The following is a 26,994-nucleotide window of genomic DNA, read 5'->3' on the forward strand; positions in this document are numbered from 1 at the left end:
CATAACATATCTGAAAATCAGAAACAATGATCTTTTTATAGCTTTTCTCAATAAAAATTTTATCTTTTTTTATTAATAATATTCTTTTTTATCCGGTAACATTTTTATCATTTATATAATTAATAGTTAAAGAATCTCAAAAGCAAAAATCTCCGTTTTATCCAGAGTCCGCAGACTTTCAGATAAAACGAAGATCTCCTGTTTTTATAACCACTCTGCCCCTATACGAATTTAGAATTTCAGCAATCGGATCAGAAGCGGGTTTGTTTCATATAAGAACCGAAGAATACGACTCTTCTCGACCATATCAAAACAAGCGCTTCCAGCTTCTGTCGTATAAGCCAGCGTCATAATAAGAAAGCCAATCCATACAACGACAAGGGCAAGCAGAAGACCGAGCGCCCCGCCCGCAATGTGATTTGCAAGTCCAAGCACCGGAAGTTCTCCAATAATATTTACTGCAAACACAAGCGCTTTCACCAATATGATTGCAAGTAAAAACGTTACAAGAAACGACAGCAGATTCAATACAAGATGTGACGCGTATGCAGCCACATATCGCGGAAAACTTTTCACTCCAAGTTCTCCATAGATTGTACTGTTATTATTTTCTATAAGCTGATCTTTCAGGAACTGCGGGATTGGCGCTTCTTCGATCAGATTAATCTGTACATCTTTCGGAATATCACCGATCACATTTAAAATATCATCAGCCGTAATACCGAGCACATCCCAATCAATTTCATTTAATCTGGACAAATCTTCAGCAGAAAGATCTTCCAATGGAGTACCTGTCAGATCAAGGGACTGAAACTGTTCCACTGATATTTCCGGCATAAACATTTCTGTAACTTTCTTTTCCAAAAAATCATCTACCGGCGTATACTTCTGAAGCGCCTGTGCAACATACGGTGAAAGAAAAAGTACAAGCACAAGTGTTATTACTGTCGAAAGCATGGAAATTCCAAGCTTCAAAAAACCTCTCACATAGCCGACCGCGATGCACACAAGAAAAATTGTTCCTACAATAATCAAAAGCCAATTATCCATAACCACTCCTATTTCGTCAGATAAATTATCCTCAATTCATCCGCGCTCATCACATAGTATCTGTTTAAACCGGAAGCTTTAAAAATTTCCAACGCTTCCGTCTTAATATCTCCTTCAAATTTCACGATTCCATTGGCAGTCACAATGCAGCATTTACTTCCTTCGTACATAATCACCTCGTCACCTGCCATTTTTACCTTACCGTATTTGCCAGAGATTTCTTTATTCAGCACCTGTTCTCCAAACCGATTATACAATCTAAGCTCATAGCCTGATTTCTCCGTATTCAGCAAAACCAGACCTATGTACTTATCCGAATGAAATACGCTTTGAATCTCCTGTCCGATGGAAATTTCCTTTTCCTTCTTCGGCGCTGTCTTTCCTTTATAGAGAACGATTGAATTATCTCCTACTATAACAGAACGATCACTTCCCATGAAAAAAACATCCGCCATTATCGTATCTCTGTATTCATCGGAAGCCACAATATTATCTGCCTGTTCTTTACCGCTTTCCCCAAAATTATAATAGATCACTTTTGATTTCAATATCCCGCCTTCTATATGCAGATAAGTAACCGCCAGCGTTTTGCCATCGTCAGACATATCCATACCGATCGGATATCCCATTGCAGACACCGTCACCTGCTGTTCTACAAGAATATTTCCCATCGCATCATAAGAAATGATCTTCGGCGCACTTTCGTTTTTCAAAAGAACCGTCACGATCCCCTGATCGGAAATTGCCATACTTTCGATAGGAAGACTTGTCTCGATCTCACCTTTCAGACCTTCTTTGGAAAATACAAAAATGTTATTTCCGCCGTTATCTCCTACTGCAAATGCATCTTCTTTTACCTCGATGATCGGATTTTTCAACTGTGTTGACTGAATCCACTGCTCCTCATTCTTTTTATTCAAAAAAGCAACGCCGTCCCGGTTATAACGTACGATTCCATTCGCAAAATGAACATAATTACTTGTATCTGAAATGTCAGTTGAGTATCGTACTGCCGTTCCCGCTTCCCCGTATGCCTTATTCGTCAGCATCAGATAAGTTCCGCTTACAGCAAGCGCGATCAAAACGACGAGCACAAGAATTTTCCTTAATTTTTCTCTGTGCATTTTCTTCGTTTTTGCAGTAACTTCGCTTAGATCACCGGGGGGCGTTACGATTTTAAAATCTGTTTTCTTCTTTTGTGTCATATAACTCCCCTTATTTCATTTCCGCTTTCTTTCCATATTTTTAGTCTTCTTCTATTCCCAGCAAACCTATTCGCCAACATCTTATCATATTTTCAAGGCAATAGCAATTTTTGTCCGATATAAATAAGATTGCCGTCTGTAATGCCATTCATCTTACAGATGGCATCTACATGATCAAGATCTCCATACATCTTTCGGCTGATGATCGCCAACGTATCTCCCTTTTCCACAATATAGATTCCATCCTGGCCGTTTACATTTTCCGAAACTTGCCCGCTTGTCTCCTGCACCTGCTGCTCTTCGCTTCCCTCACCCGCTCCGGCGGAAACAGTTCCGCTCGTTTCCGTTTTTTCCGGTTCTTCTGCTGCCGGATTTTCTTTCACTTCCGCAGGAGATTCTGTTTCATCCACCTTTTTTTCTGAAGACTGATCGACAGCATGTCCTTCCGTGACTTCTGCTGATGCAGCGACTGTTTCCGCATCTTTTTGCTTTTCTTCCGGTTTATCTTTTTGTTCTTGTGCCGTTTCTTTTCCTAAAATTCCAAGAGTACTTTGCACTGATTTCATCCGGTCAAAACTGTTAAACAAAGAAACTCCCATGATCACAAGGATCAAAACAACGCAGGCGCCCGCCGCATACATCAGGCTTCCCGCCCGCCTGCCTTTCTGAGACTCTCCCCGTTTTCGAGCCAGAGAACGAAAGTCCTTTGCAGCTCTGTCCTCCACTGTTTCTGACGCGGACGCCCCATTTTTTTTTCGACTGGAAATCATATAATTCTGCATACACGGATTTTTCTCATAATATGTGTAATGCCCTCCGATTTCCAGCAAGTCGTTCATTTTATGCACATAATAAGTCTCTTCTTTTTCCACCGGATCTTTCATAATAAATACCGTATTTTTCTTTGGAAATGATTTCTTATGAAGCTTTACAGTTTCAGGCTCCGGTACAAGCGGCGCTCCGGGATGTACTACAAACCATCCGAGCATTTCCCCATCCTCGAAATATTGCTTACAGTCTTCATAAGCATTTTTCCATGTCATTTCATCAATAACATATTCCTTGTCCGTCATCTTTAAATCGTGCATTTGAATTGCACCATATATGTAAACATAGTCCTCCTCTTCTCCGTTCTGAATATCTCCTACAAGAAACGCTCCCATAGGTTCCGTGCCTGCCTTTTCACATTTTTCACACAATCTGGCAAAAAACGTGTCCACATAATCTTCTACATATATTTTCGGACTATCGCTTACATTTCCTATCTGACGAACATTTTTCGGTAACTGTCTTTCCATTTATACCCATCCTCCTAAATCAACTGAATCTCCTGCCGGTTCGTTTCAAACCGGCACAATTTCTCTCGGCGTTGATATGAGGATAACACAAGGGAAAAAATGATTTTATCAGTTATTGTCAGAAGAATTCGACATATTATAAAAGATGCTGTCCAAAACAGACAGCATCTTCTTTTCTTACCTAAATTATGACACAAAGGATTTTATTTTCTCATAAATTCCGTTTACGCCAAGTCCGTACTTTTCAATAAGTTCAAGCGCCGGACCGGATTCTCCGTAAACATCATTAATTCCGATCTTCATGACCTTTGTCGGCGCTTTCTCTGAGAGCACATCACAAACCGCGCTTCCCAAACCGCCGATCACAGAGTGTTCCTCTACAGTAACGACTTTTCCGGTCTCCTTTGCCGCTTCAATCACAAGTTCTTCATCAAGCGGCTTGATTGTATGAATGTTGATCACTTTTGCATCGATCCCATCCTCCGCCAATTTCTCAGCCGCATGCAAACAATTATTTACCGGAAGTCCTGTTGCTATAATTGTCACGTCTTTTCCTTCTCGGAGCACAACGCCCTTTCCAAGTTCAAACTTATAATCCGGTCTGTCATTGATTACAGGAACAGCCAGACGTCCGAATCTCATATACACCGGACCCACATGTTCGTAAGCCGCACGTACTGCCGCTCTTGCTTCGATATCATCAGAGGGATTGATCACAACCATCCCCGGAATCGTTCTCATCAACGCAATATCTTCATTACACTGATGTGTTGCTCCGTCTTCACCTACAGAGATTCCTGCATGTGTTGCTCCGATTTTCACATTCAAATGAGGATATCCGACAGAGTTTCGCACCTGCTCATAAGCACGACCCGCCGCAAACATTGCAAATGAACTTGCGAAAGGAACCTTTCCTGCGGCCGCCAATCCAGCCGCCACACCGATCATATTGCTCTCCGCGATACCACAGTTGATGAAACGTTCCGGATAGGCAGCCTGAAACATACCTGTCTTTGTCGCAGCCGCAAGATCCGCATCAAGAACAACGATTTCTTCATGTTCTGCACCAAGCTGCACCAATGTTTCTCCGTAACTTTCTCTTGTAGCAATCTTCTTTACTTCTGACATAACGCTTCACCCGCCTTTTCCAAATCTGCCATCGCGACTTTATATTCTTCATCATTCGGAGCTTTTCCATGCCATCCCGCCTGATTCTCCATAAAGGAAACTCCTTTTCCCTTCACAGTCTTGGCAATGATCGCTGTCGGACGCCCCTTCACAGTCTTCGCCTCTTTAAACGCAGCATCGATCTGATCAAAATCATTTCCATCAATATTGATCACATGAAAATTAAACGCCTCAAATTTTTTATCGATCGGATACGGAGAGTTTACTTTTGTAATCTCACCATCGATCTGAAGGTTATTATTATCTACAATAAGAAGAAGGTTATCCAACTTATGATGCGAAGCCAGCATCGCAGCTTCCCATACTTGACCTTCCTGAATCTCCCCGTCTCCGAGAAGCGTATATACACGGTAATCCTCCCCTGACATTTTCGCTGCGATCGCCATTCCAACCGCCGCAGAAACTCCCTGTCCGAGAGAACCGGAAGACATATCTACTCCAGGAATACATTTCATGTCAGGATGTCCCTGAAGATAAGAACCCGTATGTCTCAATGTGATCAGATCTTCTTTCGGGAAAAATCCTTTTTCCGCCAACGCCGCATAAAGTCCGGGCGCTGTATGCCCTTTTGAGAGAACGAAACGATCCCGGTCCGCCTTTTTCGGATCTTTCGGATCTACATTCATCTCCTCAAAATACAGATAAGTGAAAAGATCCGCCGCGGAAAGCGATCCGCCCGGATGTCCGGCTTTTGCACTGTGAACCGATGTCACAATCCCTTTGCGGACTTCATTTGCAGTTTTCATCAACTTTAACTTGTCCATAATGTCTCCTCTTTTAATGTCTCCTCTTTCTTACTTCTACTTCTTATCTTTGTTCAGTATACAGTTCTGTTCTATCTACAGCTCTGTCCTGCCTTCAAGCGCTCTCAAAAGAGTCACTTCGTCAATGTATTCCAAGTCTCCGCCGACCGGAACGCCGCTGGCAATCCTGCTCACCTTTATTCCCGCCGGTTTTATGAGCTTGCTGATATACATTGCTGTTGTCTCGCCTTCCAAACTGGAATTTGTCGCAATGATCACTTCATTCACATCGCCCTGGAGTCTCTCCATCAATTCTTTCAGCCGGATATCCCCCGGACCGATTCCAAGCATCGGAGAAATCGCACCATGAAGCACATGATATACCCCATTATATTTGCCTGTCTTTTCATATGCCGCCAAATCTCTCGGCGTCTCAACAACCATGATCGTCTTCTTATCGCGATCCGGATTGCCGCAGATCGGACAGATCTCCCGGTCTGTAAGCGTACAGCACACTTTACAATACCGCACATTTTTCCTGGCGTCAATAATAGATTTTGCCAAACCTTCCACCTGATCCAGCGGCATGTTAATTACATGAAACGCAAGTCTTTGCGCTGACTTGCTCCCGATTCCCGGTAAACGGGAAAATTCTTCGATCAGGCGGCTGATCTGATTACTGTAATATTCCATTGTTAAAACATCCCCGGAATTCCGCCGCCCATGCCGCCTGTCAGCTTAGACATTGCAGAACCTGTCGCCTCGTCAACCTGTCGCAGAGCTTCATTAGAAGCCGCAACAATCAGATCTTCCAACATCTCAATATCATCAGGATCAACGACTTCTTCCGCAAGCTTTACTTTCATCACTTCACGTTTTCCCGAAACAGTCACTTCAACTGCTCCGCCGCCTGCTGTCGCTGTAAATTCTTTTGCCTCAAGCTCTTTTTGCTGCTCTTCCATCTGACGCTGCATTTTCTGAGCCTGTTTCATAAGATTTGCCATATTTCCCGGCATTGCTCCACCCGGAAATCCGCCTCTTTTTGCCATAATCAATCCTCCACCGTTATCTTCATATTGATCTTCTGTTCTATATCTATGAATGTATCCTCAAAATGTCTGCCTTCTTCCACGTGGCGCACTTCCACTTCCACGCGTTTTCCGATCCGCTCTTCGATCAGCTTCTCCAACTCTTCAATATGATCTTCCCGCCCAACGACACTTGCCGCCAAACTGTTCGGAAGAACGATCAAAAGCCGGTTATCACCCCCGAGGCTTAATCGCGCGCTTTTCAGATACCCTTTTATGATTCCTGAAGCTTCGCCTGCTATCATCCTGAAATTTTTCACGACTTCCTGCACATCTTCGGGAATCGCCTTTGGAATCTCAGGCTGCGGTACACGTACTCCGCCCAAATTGCCTGCCGCATTTCCATTGATCACAGTTCCCCCTGAGATCTGCGCTCCGTCTCCATTCACATAAACAATCTGTCCCTGCATATTTGACGCAGCTTCCATGCCCTTTTCCACTTTTGCTTCCACCGCACGGATCCGGTCTAAAAGCGAATCCGGCTTTTCTTCCATTGCAGGAGTGCACAGCTTGATCAACGCTACTTCCAGCATGATCCTCTTCTGTGTGGCATACTTGAGCTGTCCTGAAAGTTCCGAAAAAATACGGATATACCGGAACAAAGTCCCTGTCTCGATCATCTCGGATTCTTCTTTTAACTGCATCATATTTTCCGTAGACACATCCAGAACATCCTCTATATTATCAGAAGTTTTTACGAGAAGCAAGTTTCTTAAATACCATGTAAAATCTGCCGTAAGCTGAGTCAGATCTCTCCCCTGCATCACAAGCTCGTCCACAACATCAAGTACCCCCGACACATCTGCATCGATCACCTTCCGTAAAAGCCTGCTGAATACATCCGTGTCCACCGCTCCGAGCACTTCTAAAACATGATCATATGTCAGCTTCTGTCCGAGATAAAATGCAATGCACTGATCAAGGAGACTGAGCGCATCTCGCATCGATCCGTCTGCAGCTTTCGCAATATAGCGCAGCGCCTTATCTTCCACTTCAACATGCTCCGTATCCATCAATTCCCTCATACGTTCCGTGATTGTCTCAATGCCGATCCGTTTAAAATCATAATGCTGGCACCTCGATCGAATCGTAATCGGAATCTTGTGAACTTCCGTTGTTGCAAGAATAAAAATAACATATTCCGGCGGTTCTTCCAATGTTTTTAACAGAGCATTAAAAGCTCCTATGGACAGCATATGCACTTCATCAATGATATAAACCTTATATTTTCCTTCTGTAGGCCGGTACGTTACCTCTTCCCTGATCTCTCTGATATTATCGACGCCATTGTTCGATGCCGCGTCAATCTCGATGACGTTCATCGATCTGCCTTCGGCGATTGCCCTGCACATCTCGCACTCACCGCACGGACTTCCGTCAACCGGATGTTCACAGTTTACCGCTTTCGCAAATATTTTTGCAACCGTCGTTTTTCCTGTGCCTCTCGTGCCGCAGAAAAGATAGGCATGTCCGATACGATTTGCCTTGATCTGATTCTGTAATGTTGTAATAATATGCTCCTGCCCTTTTACATCTTTAAATTCCGCCGGACGGAACTTTCGATAAAGCGCCATATATGACATGTTTTACACCTCTGCTGATTTATTCGTCTCCAAAGCTGATGCCGATTGTTTTTGCCTCTTTGATCAGGCCGCAATTTGGATCTACCATTTTTAATTTTCCGGCAACCTCTTCCAAAGGAACTGCCGTTGTTTCGCCATTTCTCATAGCGACCATGTATCCGTATTTTCCTTCCAGGATCATCTCTGCGGCTTTCGCGCCCACCCGTGTTGCAAACACACGGTCATATGCACACGGAGATCCTCCCCTTTGAGTATGTCCCGGAACAGTAATTCTTACTTCTTTATCTGTTGCTTTCTGGATCTCTTCTGCCAACTCATATGCGATAGACGGATATTTTCTCTTTGCCAGTTTTTCTTTATATTCTTTCTTTTTCAGTTTCGCATCTTCTTTTGAGATTGCCCCTTCTGCAACCGCAAGAATTGTAAACGGTTTTCCTTCTTTTGACCGTCTGTCGATTACATCCGTGATCACTTTAATATCATACGGAATTTCCGGAAGAAGGATGATGTCTGCTCCGCCTGCGATTCCTGCATGAAGCGTCACATATCCTACTTTATGTCCCATTACTTCTATAATAAATACACGGCTGTGGGATGTTGCTGTCGTATGGATTCTATCGATTGTATCCGTCGCAATATCTACCGCGCTTTGAAATCCGAACGTCATCTCTGTTCCCCACAGATCATTATCAATCGTCTTTGGAAGCGTAATTACATTCAAACCCTCTTCTCTGAGAAGATTCGCCGTTTTATGAGTTCCGTTTCCTCCCAAAATAATAAGACAATTCAAATTCAGTTTATGATATGTATGTTTCATTGCCTCTACTTTATCAAGTCCGTCTTTATCCGGAACTCTCATTAATTTAAACGGCTGTCTTGATGTGCCGAGGATCGTTCCTCCTCTCGTCAGGATACCCGAAAAATCTTTCGGCGTAAGCATACTGAAATTTGCATAGATCAATCCTTTATATCCGTCTTTGAAACCGTAAATTTCCACATCGTCCCGTTTGGCGCAAATTCCTTTTACGACTCCGCGCATAGCCGCGTTCAACGCCTGACAGTCACCGCCGCTTGTCAACATTCCGATTCTTAACATAACATACCCTCCTTGATCCTACCATCTGTGTCTGAAACACACATTTTTTCGGATTTTTCAACGCTTCTATAATACAAATAAGCAGCCGGTAATCCCGACCGCTTATTATTATACTCTATTTGCGGAAATCCAACAAGAAATTTTAGAACTACAATCTCTTAAGCAGTTCTTCTCTTTCTTTTTCAAATCCCGGTTTTCCAAGCAAAGCGAACATATTCTTCTTATAACTTTCAACGCCCGGCTGATTGAACGGATTAACGCCGAGTAAATATCCGCTCACACCACATGCGAACTCAAAGAAATAGAACAATTCACCGAGATAGAATTCGTTCTGCTCCGGAATCTTCACCATAAGGTTTGGAACATTTCCGTCTGTATGTGCAAGAATCGTTCCGTTCATTGCACTCTTGTTAATAAAATCAACATCTTTTCCGGCAAGATAATTCAAACCGTCAAGGTCTACCGGTTCTTCATTGATCACGATCTCAGCTCTTGACTTCTCTACATTGAGAACTGTTTCAAAAAGGATTCTGCTTCCATCCTGAATAAACTGTCCCATAGAATGAAGATCTGTCGTAAGATCTACAGATGCCGGGAAAATGCCTTTCTGATCTTTTCCTTCACTCTCTCCGTAAAGCTGTTTCCACCATTCGGATACATAATGAAGACTTGGTTCATAATTCGCCAGTACCTCCACAGCTTTTCCTTTACGAAGAAGAATGTTTCTCACTGCCGCATATTTCATCGCGTCATTCTCTGCAAAAGCAGACTCAACAGCCGCTTTTCTTCCTGCTGCCGCACCTTCCATTAATTGATCAATATCTGCTCCGCTTACCGCAATCGGAAGCAAACCTACCGCAGTCAGAACAGAGAAACGTCCTCCGACATCATCCGGTACGACAAATGTCTCATAACCTTCTTCTGTAGCAAGATTTTTCAACGCTCCTTTTTCCTTGTCTGTCGTCGCATAGATTCTCTTTGCAGCCTCTTCTTTTCCGTATTTTTTCTCAAGCATTTCTTTGAATACACGGAAAGCGATCGCCGGCTCTGTCGTTGTTCCGGACTTGGAGATCATATTGATTGAAAAATCGCGGTCGCCGATCACATCGATCAGATCTCTGACATATGTACTGCTAATGCTGTTTCCTACATAATAAATCTCCGGAGATTTTCTCACTTCTTTTGATACAACATTTGCAAACGAATGTCCGAGGAATTCAATCGCAGCTCTCGCTCCGAGGTAAGATCCCCCGATTCCGATCACAAGAAGCACTTCCGAATCTTCTCTGATTTTCTCAGCCGCTTTTTTAATCCTGTCAAACTCTTCCTTATCATAATCAACCGGAAGATCGATCCAGCCGAGGAAGTCGTTTCCGGCGCCCGTTCTCGCAAGCAGTTTTTCCTTTGCCTGCTCCGCAAGTTCGCTCATATACTGCATCTCATGATCCTGTACGAAACCACATGCCTTTGAATAATCAAATGTTACTTTGCTCATCACTATCCATCCTCTCTGATACTTATTCGTCATTTATCTGTTCTGTAGAATCGGCAGGAAAACTTCCTGTCACATATTTCTATTTTAACAAATATAACCGTCCTAAGCAAGGAATTCCTCCAGTATTTGACGGATCGCATCTTCTCTGATCTGCGGACGTTCCTCATTTTGAGTTTTTTCCGTTCCTACGCCGTGATTATTTTGCCTGTTTTCCTCCTTTTTCTTCTCTTCTTTCGGTTCTCCTTCAATGTTAATAGGAAGTCTTTTCTCCACCATACTGCTGCCTGTCTCCTGCAGGATTTCCCTAACCGCCTCAGCCTGCCATTGTGCATATCCCGGTTCTCGGACTGCCTCGCCGCCTTCCGAATTCTCCTTCTTATCCGACATATGTCCCTGTGCAGGCACTATGATGCCGGAAGCTTCGCCTTTCTTGCCGTCTGCTCTGACCGCAGTTTTCTGCTCTTTTGCTTTTCCTCCTCCATTTGCGCTTTCCGAAGGGATCACATCAATAAATTCTTTTTCTTTCCTGTTCTGCCTCCTCACCCGAACTGCACATACATTTTCCAGATAATCTACCATGTACATTTTAATCGCTTTAATCTTATACGGCTCGTCCGACATACGGATGATCACCATAAGAAGCACTGCTTCCGCCGCTCCGCCTGCTATGTACTGATATACAGTTTCTGTAAACCCACTCTCCATATAAGCCAGTACAGCTCCTGCCGCTCCTAAAATGCCGACGAACCAGACTGACAAGATCTCTATCTGCCTCCAAGTGTGAATCCGAAACAAAAATCCTCTGTATTCATAGATATATTTTTCTACAAATACATCTATATTTTCTACGGAGTCATGCGCCATACACGCATGTTCATATTTTGATTTCACGAGTTTCATCAGCTTATGCGTACTTTTCGGCATATTTCCAGCCGCTTTTATCAATCTGTACAAGGTCAGCCGGTTCACGATCTTTGCCAGCACCCCGAGTATCCCGATCGCCGCCATCACATACACGACAGACCCGGAACCCACCATCATTGTCTCAAACATGACAAACCCTCCTGTTTTTTTGTTCTTTCACGCGCCCCGTCCATCAACGTCCGCTTGTGTTTGTAGCCATTATAGAGCAGGATTCCCGTCTTGTCCGCAAAAACCGTTCTACATTTTTCTACACGGCGCAGCCGTCTCCGCTGTATATTTTCTCGTATTTTTCATCCTCCATAAATTTTCTTTTTCTCCTCCCTTTCCAGATTTTTTCTCACCCTTTTGAAAATCTCTTCTGCTTTTTCGCTCAACTGCAAGCGTCCCTCTCCTTCACGACCTTTTTGTGTAAACCGGCTGACTCCCTGTTTTTCTGTTTTCCCTTCCCTTTTTTCAGCCGGATTTTGGTTCTCTTTCTTAAAGTCGATTTTTCTCGAAAACAGGCGTACAAAATTTGTATTTTCCTTCGTGGTTTGCTATAATGCCTTTTATAAAAAATGCAGGATTGTATTTTCAGGAGGTAAAAATTATGGAATATAAACCACAAGGTGTCTGTTCACGACTGATTCACTTTGATATCATAGATCATAAAGTACGAAACGTATCTTTCGTCGGAGGATGCAGCGGAAATCTCCAGGGAATTTCCCGTCTCATCGAAGGAATGGATGTAGATGAAGCGATCTCACGCATTGAAGGGATCCGATGCGGATTTAAACCAACGTCTTGTCCTGACCAGCTTGCCAATGCATTAAAAGAAGCAAGGAGGTCTTAGTATGTCCGAAGAACAATCTGTCTCAAAAATTATTTTAAGCGCCGACAGTACTTGTGATCTCGACGATGAACTGAAAGAACGGTATCATGTAAACTATTTTCCGCTTCACATTATTCTGGAAGATAAAGATTACCGTGACAATATCGACATCACTCCGGAGGAGATCTACCAAAAATATTATGACCAGAAGATTCTTCCGAAAACTGCCGCTGTAAATGCCGCAGAATATATCGAACATTTCCGCCCTTGGGTAGATGCCGGATACGAAGTAATCCATATCAATCTTGGTCACGCTCTTTCGAGCGTATATCAAAACTGCTGTCTTGCCGCTGAGGAGATCGGTCATGTCCATGTAATCGACAGTTGTAATCTTTCTACCGGAACAGGGCTCCTCGTTGTAGAAGCCGGAAAAATGATCGAACAGGGATTTGACGCTGAAACGATCGCGAAAACGCTCCGCGAAAAAACAGCCAAATGTCATGCCAGCTTTGTTTTAGATACACTGACCTTTCTCCACGCCGGAGGACGCTGCTCATCTGTCGCTGCGCTGGGCGCAAACGTACTGAAACTGAAACCTTGCATCCAGGTAGACAATCACGATGGAAGCATGGGCGTCGGCAAAAAATATCGTGGATCTCTTGACAAAGCTCTCGAAAAATATGTAAAGGATGAACTCGCCCGTCACTCAGATATCGATCAATCACTGCTGTTCATTACCCATTCCGGTATCGATCAGTCCTACATTGATCTCGTAAAACAGACGGTAAACGAAACAATAAAATTTGATGAAATCCATGTGACAAAAGCAAGCTGCACGATCTCAAGTCATTGCGGACCTAATACACTCGGCATCTTATTCATGACAAAATAAAAAACAACCTTTCAAATTAAACGGTCAGGGAGGAAAGATTATGAATACAAAACCTGTTTTTCACGGAAGTGATATTGAAAAAATATGTGAATACTATCATCTGAATCGGGAAGATATCGTCAATTTCGGCGCAAATGTAAATCCTCTCGGCATTTCCGAAAATATAAAACCGGTTCTTGCCTCTCATTTGGATATCCTTTCCTCTTATCCCGACCGCGACTATCAGTCGCTTCGCAACACCATCGCCGAATATTGCCATGTTCCGGCGGATTTTATCCTTCCGGGCAACGGGTCAAGTGAACTGATCGCCCTTCTGATCGAGACACGAGCTCCGAAACGGACGCTTCTTTTAGGACCTACTTACGCAGAATATTCAAGAGAATTGTCCCTTTCAAACAGCAAGTGTGACGAATTTCTTTTAAAAGAAACAGATAAGTTTACAGTCGATGTAAGCGCACTCTGTCAGACACTCCTTGACGGAAATTACGATTTCCTGATTATGTGTAATCCGAATAATCCGACATCCACCGCTGTCTTGCATGAAGATATGGAACAGATTCTTACATTTTGTGAACAGCATGATATCTTTGTTATGATCGATGAGACTTACGTTGAGTTCGCCCCTGTTATCGAAGATGTTACCGCCGTTCCGTTTACGAAAACTTTCAAAAACCTGATGGTTCTCAGAGGGGTATCCAAATTTTTCGCCGCTCCGGGACTCCGTTTAGGTTATGGGATCACGGGCAGCCTGCCGTTTTTAAAAACAATGAAAGAAAAGCAGATTCCATGGTCACTGAACAGCCTTGGCGCGTTTGCAGGAGAACTCATGCTGAAGGATAAAAACTACATCAGCCAAACCCGTCAGCTTATTTTGTCCGAAAGAGAGAAAATGTACTCTGCCTTAAAGTCAATGTCCGCCTATAAAACATATCGGCCGTACGCCAATTTTTTGCTTATACAGCTAAACCAAAAAGAAATGACCGCCTCTGACGTATTCGAACACTGCGTCAAAAACGGTCTTATGATTCGTGATTGTTCTTCCTTTAAAAGTTTAAACGGAGAATTTGTACGTTTCTGCATCATGAACAGAGAAGATAACGAGCGCCTGCTTAATGAGCTGCGCTTTCTATGCTGTCAAAAATAAGATAAAATAAAAAATTATGATTACAGCCGCTATGATACCAAGTACAAGTAAGATTTTATTTTTCATTTGTATTTCCTCCTTCTCCGCCTTCAAATGTAATCTTATAATCATTCAGATCATATGCCTGTGCAAAATATCCTTTTAAAATGGTCTGTGCATTTTCTCGCGCATTTTCATAAAGACCATTTGCCACCGCGTCTTTTTCTGCCTGTGCTTTCAATTTTACAAGAGCCGCGTTATTCTCCTCTAAATCAATTTGATTAAAAATACTTTCCTCTTCATGATATACGCGGAATGACTTCTCATCAACCTCTGAACTCAAAATCCTTACTTCCGGCAAAGTTACCTTAATCGAATCTTTCTTCACTTCGTAACGAATCTCACCGAAATCATACCCTGCTTTTACAATCACATTATAACTGTAAATATATTTACTCTGCGTAAACGGAATATCAATCCCGAATAATTTTCTCACATCCTCTGTCACATTTACTTCTGTACAGTTCGCCTCCTGTGTCGCCAGTTCTCCGATATCTTCAAATCCAAGCTTCGTCGTCTGACTTTCATGGGTAATATAGCGTTTCATCCCGATCGCCCCTGCGCCTCCTGCAAGTGCGATAACCGCTATAATAATGATGATTTTTTGAATTTTCCACGGGATCTTTATCCGTCGTATATTTTGTTTCTTTATCTCTTTTTTTATTTCTTTTTTCATTGCTTCTCTTGTGTCTTTTTCTCGATCATCGTATCTTCCGTCCATTCTTTCTCCCTTTACATACCGCACTTTTCATAAAGGATAATCCATTCTTCCCTCACAATTACGGATGTTGCATTACATATTTATTTTCGATTTACCTTTCTTATTATATCAGGTTTCCTTCCGTTTCGCTCTGTTATTTTACAAAATATAACCGCAGCTCCCGTACTTACCATCGTAGCCACAATCCCTGCCCCGACGATCGCCGCCGGATTCGAACTTCCATATTGACTTCGATATGCGATCACATTCATAGGAATCAACTGAAGAGAAGAAATATTCATAATCAAAAACGTACACATCTCATTGCTTGCGACTCCCTTCCTTCTCACAGGTCCAGGCGCTCTTCCTGCGCGCCGTTCATCCTCCAGCGTTCCCAGCTCTTTCATCGCCTTTAATCCAGCCGGAGTTGCCGCCCAGCCAAGTCCAAGAATATTCGCAATAAAATTCGTTGTAATATGCTCCTGCGCCTTATGGTCTTTCGGAAGATTCGGAAAAAGAAAACGGATCACCGGACGCATCTTCTCCGCTGCACGTCCGATGATCCCAGCCTGTGCCGCAATCTCCATGATCCCACACCAAAATGACATAATTCCGATCATTGTAATACACAGCATTACCGCCTCTTTCGAAGAATCGAGCGCAGCATTCGTAAGTTCTTCCATCCTGCCGTTAAACGCCCCGAATATAATCCCGATCAAAATCATTCCTGCCCACAGATAATTCATACACTTCTCCGCCGCTTACGATTATTTTTCACTTTGTTTCAGATTATATTCGATTCCTCTTGTCCTTTATACTATTTCATCGAAAATTTCTTTCCAAATATCTCCTGATATCGCTTAATTTCACCTTAAAGAAACTTCTTAATATCTTTCTTCACTCCATTCAAGAACCGTTCCTGTAGACGCATCAATCTCAAACTCATATTCTTTGCCTTCAAAAATAATGTCGCCTTCGTATTTATTTTTCCCGTCATCATAATCCGACTTGATCCGAATATCGTCTGCCGTTGCTCCCGGAACTCTTTCCAACGCAATCTCAGTCGCCTCTTCTATACTGATGCCTGTTGTATCCGCACCATTTTGTGTTCCCGCATCTGCGCTGCCGCTGTTTTGACCGTTTCCGTTTTGTTGATCCACATTCTGGCCATTCCCCTGTTCCGCACCGGAATTCACCGCCGCATCTGCTCCTTCGTTTCCACCTGAAATCCGTTCGGTATCAACGCTTAAAATCTGACCGTCTGTTCCGCTGATCTCATAATCATATTCCGTTCCTTCAACATCAAATCGAACTTCATATACTTTTCTTCCATCATCTCTCTCAGAAGAAACTCTCAAACGAGTTGTATCAGATTCGCTTACCCCTGCATCATTCAAGGCAGCTTCCAACGCCGCTTCCTTTCCGATATCTTTACCTCCTGCTCCACATCCTGTAAAAACAACTGCTGCCGCCGCAGTCATCACCGTTACCATTGTCATTATCACAAATTTTTTCATTTTCATTCTCCTTTTTTTGTTTCTTTCCTGGACATTTGCATTTTCTACCTATACTATCTTCCCCCGAATGCTGCATCTTATGTCCTTCATTTCTTTGTTGAGATTACTATATCCCACAAAGATTAAAATAACATTAAAGAAGAAAAATAATTTTATTCTTTTTTCCACAGGTGAAATGTAAATTCACTTCCGCTCCCTTTTTTACTGGTCACTTCCACCGTTCCGCCATGCGCTTCTGCGATCCACTTCACCATAGAAAGTCCTAATCCGCTGTGATTTCCATCGCTTCTGGACTTATCTGCTCTGTAAAATCGTTCCCATATATACGGAAGATCTGCCTCTGCAATTCCGACGCCATGATCTTTTACTTTACCGATAATCTCCGAATCGTTTTTCAATGATAAGCTTACTTCTATTTCCCGTCCTTCGCCATAACGCAATGCATTAGAGATCAAGTTGATCATCATCCTGATATACAGCGTTTCATCGACTTCCGTCCATATTTCAGGCTCTATCTCACATAAAATCCTGCCCGAATATCCTTGCGACTGTGCCAAAAAACGCTGCTCTCCGACAACCATTTCCGTCAGTTCACTTAAATTCACGCTTTCCCGATCAATCTGTTGACGCCCCTGATCTGCCCTTGACAAGAAGAGCAGCTGCGAGATCAGATCAGACATATTTTTCGCTTTCTGTGCAATCACTTCAACCTGAGCTTTTTGCTCTGAATTTAACATTTCATCCTGCAAGATCCTGTCGCACTGTGCAAGTATAACACTGACCGGAGTTCTTAATTCGTGTGAAACATCCGAAGTAAACTGCTTCTCTCTTTTAAAAACGATATCCAATTCATCCAACATTTCATTAAATGTTTCTGCCAACACATATATCTCGTCTCTGTTTTTCCCGCGATTTTCCTTCTCTCCTTTCCCGATCTCATCTCCTACATTTTCGATTCTTCTTGAAAGGTCTGCATCAGCGCGTATTTTACACACAGTATCTGTAATATCTTTCACCGGACGAAGTGTCCTCCTTGTAAATCGATAGCCGACAAATGCCGTCGCCGCCGCAAGCAGCGGAAGCAGAATGAACGCCATACGGAGTATCATCCGAAAACTTTCCTCTGCTTCTGTAACAGAAGCAACGCCTCGTACATAAATCTCCGTTCCTTCTCCCGGACGATAAAAAAGATCATATACATACCATTCATTCTTTTTCGTCCCATCCTTTATCTGACGCACTTCCCCATCTGCAAATTCCGGCTGTTCATCGAATCCTCTCGGAATCTTTCCATATAAAAAATATCCTGTCGAATCATACATCGAAAGATATATTCCATTTTCCACAGAATAAAAATCTGAATCAATCTCTAATTCGCCGCCTTCCGCCTCTATCTCCTCCAGACTCTCTTCGACCCGCCTCTCCAAAGACTGCTTCGTAGATGCCAAAAGCTCGCGTCCGCTCAGAGAAAACAAGATCCCCAACGTTGCTCCGATTACAATAAGCATTAAAGCAGTATATATAAGAGTCAATTTTATTTTTAAAGAAAGTTTTTTCATTCTTCCTCCTTTAATACATACCCCGCTCCCCTCACAGTATGAATCAGTTTTTTCTCTCTTCCGTCATCGATCTTCTTCCTCAGATAACGAATATACACATCTATGACATTGGAACTTCCCATATAATCATAATCCCACAAATGCTGCTCTAATCTGTCGCGCGAAAGAACGATTCCCGCATTTTGAATCATGTACCGCAGAAGCGAAAACTCCTTTCCTGAAAGCCGGATCTCTTCTCCGCCCCGCACGACTTTATGCGTATCCAAATGCATTTCCAAATCACCGACTGTATAACATGTTTTCGGAGTCTCCCCCGGTTTTCGCAGCAACACGCGCACACGCGCCAGCAGTTCTTCAAAAGCGAACGGCTTTACAAGATAATCATTCGCCCCCGCATCCAACCCCGCCACACGATCTTCTACACTGTCTCTGGCAGTAAGCAATATAACCGGAGTTGCATCCGTCTTTCGCCTCAACTCTTTCAGCACAGCAAGTCCGTCTTTCTTCGGCATCATAATATCAAGAATAACTGCATCATATTTTGCACTGTTCAGATACTCTGATGCTTCCGCTCCGTCAAAACACGAATCCACACTGTAGAACTCTTCTTTCAGCCGCGCTGTGATAAGTTTGTTCAGATCTTTTTCGTCCTCTGCAAGCAAAATTCTCATATTACCACCTTCCCTTTCGCCGTTTATATACATCGGCATAAGTCAAATCTTCCGGCGCGCAATTCTAACCGTAATCCCAGGCTTTACCATATGATCCTGACTTTTAATATCACTATTATATGAAAATCGCGGATTGAAATCAATTCCCTCTTTTATCTTGACAGAAAACAATCCTGCTTATATCCTGAAATTATCAGAGAAAACAGAGAAGGAGCTGATCATATGACTTCGTCGGAAACAACGAAAAAACTCATAGATTTTATCGAAAAAAGTCCCTCCGTTTTTCATACGGCAGAAACGATCAAAGGGATGCTGTTAGGGAATAATTTTTCAGAACTGCAAGAAAACGAACGCTGGAATATCACAACCGGAGGAAACTATTTCGTAACAAGAAATAATTCTTCTCTGATCGCATTTTCCATTCCTGAAAATAATCTTGCAGGAATGCATATTATCGCAAGTCACAGTGACTCGCCTACTTTCAAGATCAAAGAAAACCCTGAAATAGAAGCCGATCACCATTACATCAAATTAAATGTAGAACGTTACGGAGGCATGCTCTGCGCTCCCTGGCTCGATCGTCCGCTTTCCATCGCCGGAAGAGTGATCTTCAAAGACGATACAATTAATAAGTTTCAATCGAAACTAATAAACATCAATAAGGATCTTGTGTTAATCCCAAATCTTGCAATCCACATGAACAGAGATGCAAATAACGGATATTCATACAATCCGCAGAAAGATCTCCTTCCACTTTACGGAAATCTTTCTTCCAAAGACACCTTTATGAAAAAAATCGCCGAAACAGCCAATATATCCGAAGAAGATATACTCGGTCATGATCTGTTCCTTTATAACAGACAAAAAGCGAGCATATGGGGCGCTTCCGATGAGTTCATATCCGCGCCGAGGCTTGATGATCTGCAATGTGTATTTGCATCTGTTGAAGGATTTCTTGCAGGACAGAAAAAGACATACATGCCAATCCTCTGTGTTCTCGATAACGAAGAAGTCGGAAGCGGAACAAAACAAGGAGCTGCGTCTACCTTTTTATATGATACTCTGACCCGAATCAACACATGCCTCGGACTTTCCAATGAGGACTATCTCATCCGGTTGTCTGACAGCTTTATGATCTCGGCAGACAACGCACATGCAGTCCACCCAAATCACCCCGACTGCTCCGATCCCGTAAATCATCCTTATTTAAATGGTGGAATCGTCATTAAATTCAACGCCAATCAAAAATACTGTACAGACGGATTTTCTGCGGCAGTATTTCGGGATCTGTGTCGTTCGGTTCATGTTCCGGTCCAAACCTTTGTCAATCGTTCCGACATTGCAGGAGGCTCAACTCTCGGCAACATATCCAGCACCCATGTTGCAGTGAGCGCAGTTGATATCGGGCTTCCACAGCTCGCCATGCATTCCCCTTACGAGACGGCAGGGGCACACGATACTGATTACTTTGTCAAAGTCGCGACAGAATTTTTCTGCTGATTCTTTTATACCCAAAAACAGAGTAAATAACCGCAGCCTTAAAAACAACAAACAAAAAATCAAGAAAAGAAAAAAGAAAAGGAGAACTCATATGAATTTAAAAATAGGTATTATCGGAACAAATTTCATAAGCGATGACTTCTGCGATGCCGCCAAACAAACAGACGGGATTGAATTATATGCTGTATATTCCAGATCCTCTGATACAGGAACGGAATTTGCCGATCGGCATAACATACCCGCTGTTTTTACAGATTATGATGATTTTCTCGATTCACAGATCGATGCCGTATATGTAGCTTCCCCAAACTTCGCCCACTGTGCACAATCCATCAAAGCAATGGAACACAAAAAGCATGTTCTATGTGAAAAAGTAATGGCATCAAACGAACAGGAAGCCCTCTTAATGATCGAATGCGCCCGAAAAAATCAGGTCGTTCTCTTAGAAGCCATGCGCCCTGATTTCGATCCTGCCTTTGAAATCATCGAAAACGCCCTTCCCCGTATCGGAAAAATCCGAAGAGCCACCTTTGAATTTTGTCAATACTCCAGCCGCTACGATCGTTTCAAGGAAGGGATTGTAGAAAACGCCTTTAATCCCGAACTCGGAAACGCCGCAGTATCAGACATCGGAGTTTACTGCATCCACTCCCTTGTCCGGCTTTTCGGCGCTCCGAAGAACATACAATTCATGTCTTCTTTTTTGGAAAACAATTTTGAATGCAGCGGGATCATCTTAATGGAATATCAAGATATGATCGCAGAAGCAGTTTACTCCAAAGTTACTGTTTCCTCTAATCCGAGCATCATTCAAGGCGAAGACGGTTCAATTCTGATCGACTATATAAGCCATCCTTCACAGATAGAACTCCGTCTCAGAGAAGGATCGAGAGATCCGATCGATGGAGGCATAAAAGAGAGTTTTTCATATACTCCGGTAAACAATAACATGATTTACGAAATCAAAAAGTTTATTTCTCTCATAGAGAATAACGAAACAGATCATAAATACCTTTCATATTCACTTGACACGATCCGCATTATAGATCGCGTACTTGGTTTTACACCGTAAATCTTTTTCTTCAATCACCGGAAGTCCAAAAGGCACATTCCGGGATTGCAAGCGATCGCCAAGACCTCGGGCAAGTCCGGACTTTGGCTCGTCACCATTGCAAACAAAAAGACTGTATATCTTACAAGATTTTGAGGGACACCTCATTTTCCTGTTCGATACACAGTCTTTTTTATTTTATCCTATATCACTTTTCTTACTTTTCCGCCTCATGAGACTGATTCTTTTTTATAGAGCTTATTGTTTTCTCCTTCTTCTCTGAGTCAGGATAAATACTGCGCCGGCAGCCATCACAGCTCCGACATAGAACATCGGAACAGTCCGATCTCCTGTCTGAACAGCTCCCTCTTCCTTCTTTGAGTTTTCATCCGAATTATTTTTATCCGGCGTCGGTTCAGGATCAGGAGTTACTGTCTTTTCTTTCACTTCAATTTCTACACTATCAGTAATTTTCTTCTCATTCTGTTCTGCCATCACTGTAATCATTGCTTTTCCGGCTTTCAATGCAGTCACATTTCCCTGCTGGTCAACAGTTAATATAGTCGGATCAGAAGAACTCCATGTAATCTCAACTTCTTTCGCATCTGTCGGATCAACCTTTACAGTCAATGTCATCTTGTCTCCGACTTTCAATTCCGTTTGTTCCGCCCTTACTGTTACCATCTTCAGTTCCGAATCAGGTTCCGGCTCCGGTTCTGGTTCCGGTTCCGGTTCCGGCTCCGGCTCTGGTTCCGGTTCAGGTTCCGGCTCCGGCTCCGGCTCTGGTTCCGGCTCCGGAGTCGTACTGTCTTCCTTCACTTCAATTTTAACACTGTCCGATGCCGTTTTATCTCCCTGCACTGCAGTTACTGTAATCACTGACTCTCCTTCTTTCAGCGCGCTTACTTCTCCCTTTCCGTCTACTGCCAGTACTGTCGGCTCAGAGGAGCTCCATGTAATTTCAACGTCTTTTGCATCCACCGGATCAACTTTCGCTTTCAACGTCATCTTGTCTCCGACTTTCAGCTCTGTTTGTTCCGCCTCCAATACGATCTGCTTAAGTTCGGGTTCCGGTTCGGGTTCTGGTTCCGGTTCCGGTTCCGGTTCTGGATTCGGATCTGTAAGTTTTTCTGTCTCCGCCAGCAAAACTTCTGCCTTTTCGACAACATCATCATTCAATGCATAGGCATTTTCATACACTGACTCTGCTTCTCTGTATGCCTGGAAAAACGTCTCATACGCTGCATCTCCATATGTAATTCCATATTCCTTAAACTTCTTTGCAGCCTCATCCAGTGCGTCTTGAAGCTGATCTTTACTTACTGTTTCATATGCCTCAAATTCCCTGAGCTGGAACGTTCCTTCAACACCCTGCATCTTGAGCCAGCGCGTCTTAATCGGCTGTTCAAACTTGATCGTATTGACATTTTGCCCCTTAACAGCAGTCATCCCTTCAATATCCTTCCATACTTTTCCATCTGAAGAAACCTGAAGCTTAAACGTCGAAGGTGCTTTATCCCATTGAAGTACAAGCTTGTCAATCTCATAAGTCTGCATCATATCCACCGCAAAACTGCTGTCTGCGTAAAGTCCTTCAAAGAAGGAATCTTTTTCACTGACTTCTGTTCCATGTGCTCCGTCCGCTGTATTTCCGTCTCCGTCGATTGCCTTCCACCCTACGCGAAGTTTTTTATTCGCATTATCATAATTCGAATCGCCTTTATGCTGTGCAGTTCCTGCCGCAGCCTTGTCCTGCGCCACATTCACTTCTGTGACCGTCTTATCTTCTGCAGTCAGCTTAACTGCAGCCGGAGACAACGCCTTGTCATAAACTTTCAGATCGGCGATACTGCCATCCAGACCGTTTCCGATCGTTGTCAGCGGGAATACAAACGTAGACAAAAGGTGGTCATAATCTGTCTCAGAATTCGTTGTTCTTGTCAAAGCCTGCCTGAATTCTCCGTCTATGTATAGTTTTGTTACTTGCTGTGTTCCGACAATCGTGATATTCACACTCTTATTTTCCGGAATTACATCATTAAACTTCTGTTCAAAATACGAGCGATTGATCTTTAAGTTTCCATCTGATCCGATTGATAAACGGCCATCTTCTCCGTCAAACAACTGCGCGTCTTTCTTTTTATCCACCTTTAGATCAAACTGCACAGTATACGGATAATCAACAGATCTTAACTCTGTCGTAAGTGCGCCTTCTCCGTTCAGATCAAGCCAGCTCTTGCCGCCTTCTTCTTTTACAGTTCCGTTTGTAATCGCTCCGTCATATCCGTTTCCTGACGCATCATATACAACAACTTTGGCATCATCTGATTTTACGTTCTTAAAATCATAATCAAGTACAAGAGACGTCTCAGAAGGAATATCTGACGCCAATTCCACGCCCGGACCTGCTTTTAATTTTTCGAATTTGAAACTATATTCCTCATAAGTCTGATCTTCATCCGTACCGCCCCATGTTTTCTCGCTAAGAACCGCTGCCTGACGCATCAAACGTTCATAATTATCACGTTCTGTCACTCCCATATCTGCGATATCTGCCCACATCGCCGTCTTCGCACCAAGGAGATTCGGGTCTGCCGGCTGCACTGTTCCGCTGCTGCTGAACGTAACCGGAGTCCAGTTATTGAAAATATGTTCTACATTAACAACGTCTCTCTTATCGCGTCCTGTATTTCCATACAGATGGAACGAATCCACATTGACGAGCTTAAATCCCTCTGCGCTTCGTTTTGCCGCATTGTCCCATGAATTTGACCAGAAATCAATTTCAATGTCTGTGTAATCTTTCGTGGAAATCCCTTTATCGTCAAAATACTGCTTCATAGAACCCCACATACGAACTTTCTTTCCACTTTCCTGAACAGTATCAGCCATCTCACGGATATAATTTCTCATTCCGTCAAATTCGTCATTTTTAATACTCCAGTATTCATCCACACCGATATCTACCGTATCGCCTAAGAATACAGGATCCGCCTCGTTCAAATACTCACTGTACAACGCCTTAAGAAATTTTAACGCCCACTGGCCGCTCTCACCTTTTACGGAAAGCAGCTCCCAGTCTCTGTCGCTCTTAATTCCATCTTCCGGCATATTTTCAAATCCCGGTACGCTTCTCACTTCATCAATATGATTTCTCACATATCTGTTAAACAGCAAAGAATGCCCAGGCGCATCAATCTCGGAAATCGGATTCATGCCGCAATCCATTGCAAACTGCTGAAGATCTTTATATTCTTCCGCCGTATACTGCGGCTCTCCGCCATAGACTCCGTTTTCATCATTATAGTATGCATTTTCCTGAGGATCTGTTTTCAGACTCGGAAACGTCTTACTTTCCAAACGGAACATGCCTTTATAATTTTTCCAGTTATTATAATCCTCACGCCCTGTCGTCGCTCCCGAATGACGGTTATCGTTCAGATGAAAATGCACTTCATTAATCTTATAGAAAGAAAATGTCTTCACAATATCTTTCAAAGCATCCAGCCGATACGGAACGCGGGCGATATCGATCATCACTCCGCGGACTTCATACTGGGAGAAATCTCTCGTAACACCCTTCGGAAAGGAATAAGCGCCGTCCTGCGTATAATATACCTGTTCCAATGTCTTTGTTCCATAAAGGCATCCGGCATAACCGCGACTGCTAATATGAATTCCGTTATCATCTGCTTTCAGGAAATACCCTTCTTCACCTGTATCATATGGATCTTCTGTCAGAGACTCGATCAGAATATCATCTCCGTCTGTGCTCTCTCCGCTGACAATCTCAAGTTCCATTCCCGTAATCTCTTTCATATCACTTTGGAACTGGGACGCAGCCTTCTCAAGTCCGACTCCTGCTGAATCTTTCACAACAATGCGGGAATTTTCTGTAAGTTTAACCTCTCCCTCGTATCCATACCACTCCTGAAGACTTGGAATGACTTCCGGTTCTTCATTTTGTTTTCTGATCTCAGGATAAAGGTCGGCATGCTTCTCTTTTTTGTTCGGCACATGCACCTGAAACGTCTTTTCCGACTTATCTTGAGGATCATTCACGTTCACAACTTCCACGATCACATCCATATCATAGTCATACATATTATGATCGCTGATCTGACCATCATCAGAAATAACCTGCGGATATTCACTTCCCTTTACATGAATCTCAAACCCATCCGGCATCTTTGGAAGCAGCACCGCCTCAGAATCTACGGTAAGCTCCTCAAGTGATTTTACGGAATCCATCGCCTCTTTCGCATTTTCCGGCGCCGGATTGGTTACTTCCGGCGTCTGTACCTGATCGCCGTTTATCTCGATCTCCTGAACAGAAACACTGTTTCCTCCTGCATTCGTATTTACTTTGTTAAAATAGAAACGCACATAACGGTCAAGCCGTTTTCCCTCTACATCTGTGATACTGTCATGCTTATTCTGTTCGTTCCCAGGCTGGCATGTCACATGCTTAACAGTTTTCCACTCTGCCTGTTTATCCGCTCTTGTCTGAATCTCATAGTCGATTGAATATACAAGTTTATAAAAATAAAGATCAATACTTGTTATATTCGTAACTTCATTTCTCAAGTCAATCTCAAGCCACTGCGGTGTCTGCTGCTGATCTTGTGCGTTTCCGCTCTTCATTGTCGGCGCAGACCATCTGGATGTATCTGACTTCTGACCGTCCACTGCAAGATCCGCTGTCAAATTCGGCATTGCAGCCTCTACTCCTGAAGCAGACGCCGTCTTATTCAGAGCGATATTCCCTGTAATCGTCTCATAACCGCTTTCGCTTTTCTTTGTTCCGATTACCTGAAACTCCCTCACACCAATGCTGCGGTTTGCCGCCTGTCCATTTCCTGATGTAAAATAAAGTCTGACATAACGTGGAATCTCCCTCGCCTTGCCATTCTCCCTTAAATCAACCGTCTTCTTTAAATTCAAATCTGTGCCTTCCGGCATATCTACGGCAGCAATCTCTGTCCAAACCGCATCATCTGCATTCGAATCAGAAACTTCCACGCGAAAATCGCCATACAATCTCGCAAAGAAATCAACCTTTATCTCTGACACAACGCAAGTACCGCCTAAATCGACTTCCAGCCACTGCTCAGAAAACTCCTTATCCTCTCCGCTTTGCCATCTGCTGTTATCCGCGTCCCCGTTATTATCCGAGATCCCGTCAAACGCAAGTCCGGGCTCTCTTGCAGGATAGTTTCCCGATGCCGGAAGAAACTTTGATGCCCGCGCTGTGCTGCCCCGGTCTGCCGCAAGATTCGTCTCCTGCTCTGCTGTCTGTTCTCCTGCCTCTGTTTTGATTTCTTCTGCCTGTACAACAGAAATGCCCGGAACCGGTAAACTCGTCATCCCAAGCATCGCCGCCAATACAAGCACCGCTACTCTTTTTCTTTTCATATTGCTCTTTTTCTCCCTCTATATA

Annotated in this window: 22 protein-coding genes; 5 read left to right on the forward strand and 17 right to left on the reverse strand. The window is 43.3% G+C overall.

Annotated features, from left to right (window positions below; all coding sequences use genetic code 11):
* Positions 1 to 231: 231 nt before the first annotated feature.
* The 11 genes from RCH61_RS07900 to RCH61_RS07950 form a co-directional block, all read right to left on the reverse strand.
* Positions 232 to 1,050, reverse strand: a complete 819-nt coding sequence (locus RCH61_RS07900; protein ID WP_306480383.1) for a CvpA family protein — start codon at positions 1,048 to 1,050, stop codon at positions 232 to 234.
* Positions 1,051 to 1,058: 8 nt separating this feature from the next.
* Positions 1,059 to 2,255: a DUF5711 family protein gene (locus tag RCH61_RS07905; RefSeq protein WP_306480384.1), complete on the reverse strand. Its 1,197-nt coding sequence runs from the start codon at positions 2,253 to 2,255 to the stop codon at positions 1,059 to 1,061.
* Between the two features lie 92 nt (positions 2,256 to 2,347).
* Positions 2,348 to 3,553, reverse strand: a complete 1,206-nt coding sequence (locus RCH61_RS07910; RefSeq protein WP_178006350.1) for a LysM peptidoglycan-binding domain-containing protein — start codon at positions 3,551 to 3,553, stop codon at positions 2,348 to 2,350.
* Between the two features lie 186 nt (positions 3,554 to 3,739).
* Positions 3,740 to 4,681 carry a transketolase family protein gene (locus RCH61_RS07915; protein ID WP_178006351.1) on the reverse strand — a complete coding sequence of 314 codons (942 nt, stop codon included), beginning with the start codon at positions 4,679 to 4,681 and terminating at the stop codon, positions 3,740 to 3,742.
* Positions 4,669 to 5,505, reverse strand: a complete 837-nt coding sequence (locus tag RCH61_RS07920) for a transketolase (protein ID WP_178006352.1) — start codon at positions 5,503 to 5,505, stop codon at positions 4,669 to 4,671. Before RCH61_RS07920 ends, RCH61_RS07915 begins: the two co-directional genes overlap by 13 nt.
* A gap of 75 nt (positions 5,506 to 5,580) precedes the next feature.
* Entirely contained in the window at positions 5,581 to 6,177 is a 597-nt protein-coding gene (gene recR, locus RCH61_RS07925; RefSeq protein WP_178006353.1) for a recombination mediator RecR, read from the reverse strand.
* Between the two features lie 2 nt (positions 6,178 to 6,179).
* Complete coding sequence (locus RCH61_RS07930) at positions 6,180 to 6,533, reverse strand: YbaB/EbfC family nucleoid-associated protein (protein WP_178006354.1); 354 nt, start codon at positions 6,531 to 6,533, stop codon at positions 6,180 to 6,182.
* 2 nt (positions 6,534 to 6,535) lie between these two features.
* Positions 6,536 to 8,155 (reverse strand): DNA polymerase III subunit gamma/tau, encoded by a 1,620-nt coding sequence (gene dnaX / locus RCH61_RS07935; RefSeq protein WP_178006355.1) that lies wholly within the window; start codon positions 8,153 to 8,155, stop codon positions 6,536 to 6,538.
* A 19-nt stretch (positions 8,156 to 8,174) separates the two neighbouring features.
* Positions 8,175 to 9,251: a 6-phosphofructokinase gene (locus tag RCH61_RS07940; RefSeq protein WP_178006356.1), complete on the reverse strand. Its 1,077-nt coding sequence runs from the start codon at positions 9,249 to 9,251 to the stop codon at positions 8,175 to 8,177.
* A 148-nt stretch (positions 9,252 to 9,399) separates the two neighbouring features.
* Positions 9,400 to 10,749, reverse strand: a complete 1,350-nt coding sequence (locus tag RCH61_RS07945) for a glucose-6-phosphate isomerase (RefSeq protein WP_178006357.1) — start codon at positions 10,747 to 10,749, stop codon at positions 9,400 to 9,402.
* Positions 10,750 to 10,848: 99 nt separating this feature from the next.
* Positions 10,849 to 11,799, reverse strand: coding sequence for a hypothetical protein (locus tag RCH61_RS07950; RefSeq protein WP_178006358.1), 951 nt, complete (start codon positions 11,797 to 11,799; stop codon positions 10,849 to 10,851).
* A gap of 460 nt (positions 11,800 to 12,259) precedes the next feature.
* Here RCH61_RS07950 and RCH61_RS07955 point away from each other — a divergent pair, with 460 nt between their 5' ends.
* Genes RCH61_RS07955 through RCH61_RS07965 form a run of 3 tightly spaced genes read left to right on the forward strand, consistent with a single transcriptional unit; the run spans position 12,260 to position 14,517 of the window.
* A complete protein-coding gene (locus RCH61_RS07955) occupies positions 12,260 to 12,502 on the forward strand; it encodes a TIGR03905 family TSCPD domain-containing protein (protein WP_178006359.1) in 243 nt (80 codons plus the stop codon).
* 1 nt (position 12,503) lies between these two features.
* Positions 12,504 to 13,373, forward strand: coding sequence for a DegV family protein (locus tag RCH61_RS07960; RefSeq protein WP_178006360.1), 870 nt, complete (start codon positions 12,504 to 12,506; stop codon positions 13,371 to 13,373).
* 40 nt (positions 13,374 to 13,413) lie between these two features.
* Positions 13,414 to 14,517 (forward strand): pyridoxal phosphate-dependent aminotransferase, encoded by a 1,104-nt coding sequence (locus tag RCH61_RS07965; RefSeq protein ID WP_178006361.1) that lies wholly within the window; start codon positions 13,414 to 13,416, stop codon positions 14,515 to 14,517.
* Positions 14,518 to 14,572: 55 nt separating this feature from the next.
* Here RCH61_RS07965 and RCH61_RS07970 read toward each other — a convergent pair whose 3' ends face one another.
* From RCH61_RS07970 to RCH61_RS07990, 5 genes are all read right to left on the reverse strand, one after another.
* Positions 14,573 to 15,277: a DUF4230 domain-containing protein gene (locus RCH61_RS07970; protein ID WP_306480385.1), complete on the reverse strand. Its 705-nt coding sequence runs from the start codon at positions 15,275 to 15,277 to the stop codon at positions 14,573 to 14,575.
* 80 nt (positions 15,278 to 15,357) lie between these two features.
* Positions 15,358 to 16,002, reverse strand: a complete 645-nt coding sequence (locus RCH61_RS07975) for a nucleoside recognition domain-containing protein (protein WP_178006363.1) — start codon at positions 16,000 to 16,002, stop codon at positions 15,358 to 15,360.
* Between the two features lie 138 nt (positions 16,003 to 16,140).
* Positions 16,141 to 16,779: a PepSY domain-containing protein gene (locus tag RCH61_RS07980; protein ID WP_442920452.1), complete on the reverse strand. Its 639-nt coding sequence runs from the start codon at positions 16,777 to 16,779 to the stop codon at positions 16,141 to 16,143.
* Positions 16,780 to 16,925: 146 nt separating this feature from the next.
* Positions 16,926 to 18,332, reverse strand: coding sequence for a sensor histidine kinase (locus RCH61_RS07985; RefSeq protein ID WP_306480386.1), 1,407 nt, complete (start codon positions 18,330 to 18,332; stop codon positions 16,926 to 16,928).
* Positions 18,329 to 19,003, reverse strand: coding sequence for a response regulator transcription factor (locus RCH61_RS07990; protein WP_178007941.1), 675 nt, complete (start codon positions 19,001 to 19,003; stop codon positions 18,329 to 18,331). The genes RCH61_RS07985 and RCH61_RS07990 overlap by 4 nt, the downstream gene beginning before the upstream one ends.
* Positions 19,004 to 19,225: 222 nt before the next feature.
* On the opposite strand from RCH61_RS07990, the gene RCH61_RS07995 reads away from it, so the two are divergent.
* Positions 19,226 to 20,503 carry a M18 family aminopeptidase gene (locus RCH61_RS07995; RefSeq protein ID WP_178007939.1) on the forward strand — a complete coding sequence of 426 codons (1,278 nt, stop codon included), beginning with the start codon at positions 19,226 to 19,228 and terminating at the stop codon, positions 20,501 to 20,503.
* Positions 20,504 to 20,594: 91 nt separating this feature from the next.
* The gene (locus RCH61_RS08000; RefSeq protein WP_178007937.1) at positions 20,595 to 21,575 is read left to right on the forward strand and encodes a Gfo/Idh/MocA family protein; all 981 of its coding nucleotides are present in this window, start codon (positions 20,595 to 20,597) and stop codon (positions 21,573 to 21,575) included.
* Positions 21,576 to 21,812: 237 nt separating this feature from the next.
* On the opposite strand, the gene RCH61_RS08005 is transcribed toward RCH61_RS08000, so the two are convergent.
* On the reverse strand, positions 21,813 to 26,969 hold the full coding sequence (locus RCH61_RS08005) for a discoidin domain-containing protein (RefSeq protein WP_306480387.1): 5,157 nt from the start codon (positions 26,967 to 26,969) through the stop codon (positions 21,813 to 21,815).
* Positions 26,970 to 26,994 lie beyond the last annotated feature (25 nt).

Source organism: Mediterraneibacter sp. (genome assembly GCF_030825015.1).
In the GTDB taxonomy this organism is placed as follows: domain Bacteria; phylum Bacillota; class Clostridia; order Lachnospirales; family Lachnospiraceae; genus Mediterraneibacter.

Coding starts and splice junctions, on each gene's coding strand:
- RCH61_RS07900 (WP_306480383.1), bottom strand. CDS start 1,050: ATGGATAATTGGCTTTTGATTATTGTAGGAACAATTTTTCTTGTGTGC.
- RCH61_RS07905 (WP_306480384.1), bottom strand. CDS start 2,255: ATGACACAAAAGAAGAAAACAGATTTTAAAATCGTAACGCCCCCCGGT.
- RCH61_RS07910 (WP_178006350.1), bottom strand. CDS start 3,553: ATGGAAAGACAGTTACCGAAAAATGTTCGTCAGATAGGAAATGTAAGC.
- RCH61_RS07915 (WP_178006351.1), bottom strand. CDS start 4,681: ATGTCAGAAGTAAAGAAGATTGCTACAAGAGAAAGTTACGGAGAAACA.
- RCH61_RS07920 (WP_178006352.1), bottom strand. CDS start 5,505: ATGGACAAGTTAAAGTTGATGAAAACTGCAAATGAAGTCCGCAAAGGG.
- recR (WP_178006353.1), bottom strand. CDS start 6,177: ATGGAATATTACAGTAATCAGATCAGCCGCCTGATCGAAGAATTTTCC.
- RCH61_RS07930 (WP_178006354.1), bottom strand. CDS start 6,533: ATGGCAAAAAGAGGCGGATTTCCGGGTGGAGCAATGCCGGGAAATATG.
- dnaX (WP_178006355.1), bottom strand. CDS start 8,155: ATGTCATATATGGCGCTTTATCGAAAGTTCCGTCCGGCGGAATTTAAA.
- RCH61_RS07940 (WP_178006356.1), bottom strand. CDS start 9,251: ATGTTAAGAATCGGAATGTTGACAAGCGGCGGTGACTGTCAGGCGTTG.
- RCH61_RS07950 (WP_178006358.1), bottom strand. CDS start 11,799: ATGTTTGAGACAATGATGGTGGGTTCCGGGTCTGTCGTGTATGTGATG.
- RCH61_RS07955 (WP_178006359.1), top strand. CDS start 12,260: ATGGAATATAAACCACAAGGTGTCTGTTCACGACTGATTCACTTTGAT.
- RCH61_RS07960 (WP_178006360.1), top strand. CDS start 12,504: ATGTCCGAAGAACAATCTGTCTCAAAAATTATTTTAAGCGCCGACAGT.
- RCH61_RS07965 (WP_178006361.1), top strand. CDS start 13,414: ATGAATACAAAACCTGTTTTTCACGGAAGTGATATTGAAAAAATATGT.
- RCH61_RS07970 (WP_306480385.1), bottom strand. CDS start 15,277: ATGGACGGAAGATACGATGATCGAGAAAAAGACACAAGAGAAGCAATG.
- RCH61_RS07975 (WP_178006363.1), bottom strand. CDS start 16,002: ATGAATTATCTGTGGGCAGGAATGATTTTGATCGGGATTATATTCGGG.
- RCH61_RS07980 (WP_442920452.1), bottom strand. CDS start 16,779: ATGAAAATGAAAAAATTTGTGATAATGACAATGGTAACGGTGATGACT.
- RCH61_RS07985 (WP_306480386.1), bottom strand. CDS start 18,332: ATGAAAAAACTTTCTTTAAAAATAAAATTGACTCTTATATATACTGCT.
- RCH61_RS07990 (WP_178007941.1), bottom strand. CDS start 19,003: ATGAGAATTTTGCTTGCAGAGGACGAAAAAGATCTGAACAAACTTATC.
- RCH61_RS07995 (WP_178007939.1), top strand. CDS start 19,226: ATGACTTCGTCGGAAACAACGAAAAAACTCATAGATTTTATCGAAAAA.
- RCH61_RS08000 (WP_178007937.1), top strand. CDS start 20,595: ATGAATTTAAAAATAGGTATTATCGGAACAAATTTCATAAGCGATGAC.
- RCH61_RS08005 (WP_306480387.1), bottom strand. CDS start 26,969: ATGAAAAGAAAAAGAGTAGCGGTGCTTGTATTGGCGGCGATGCTTGGG.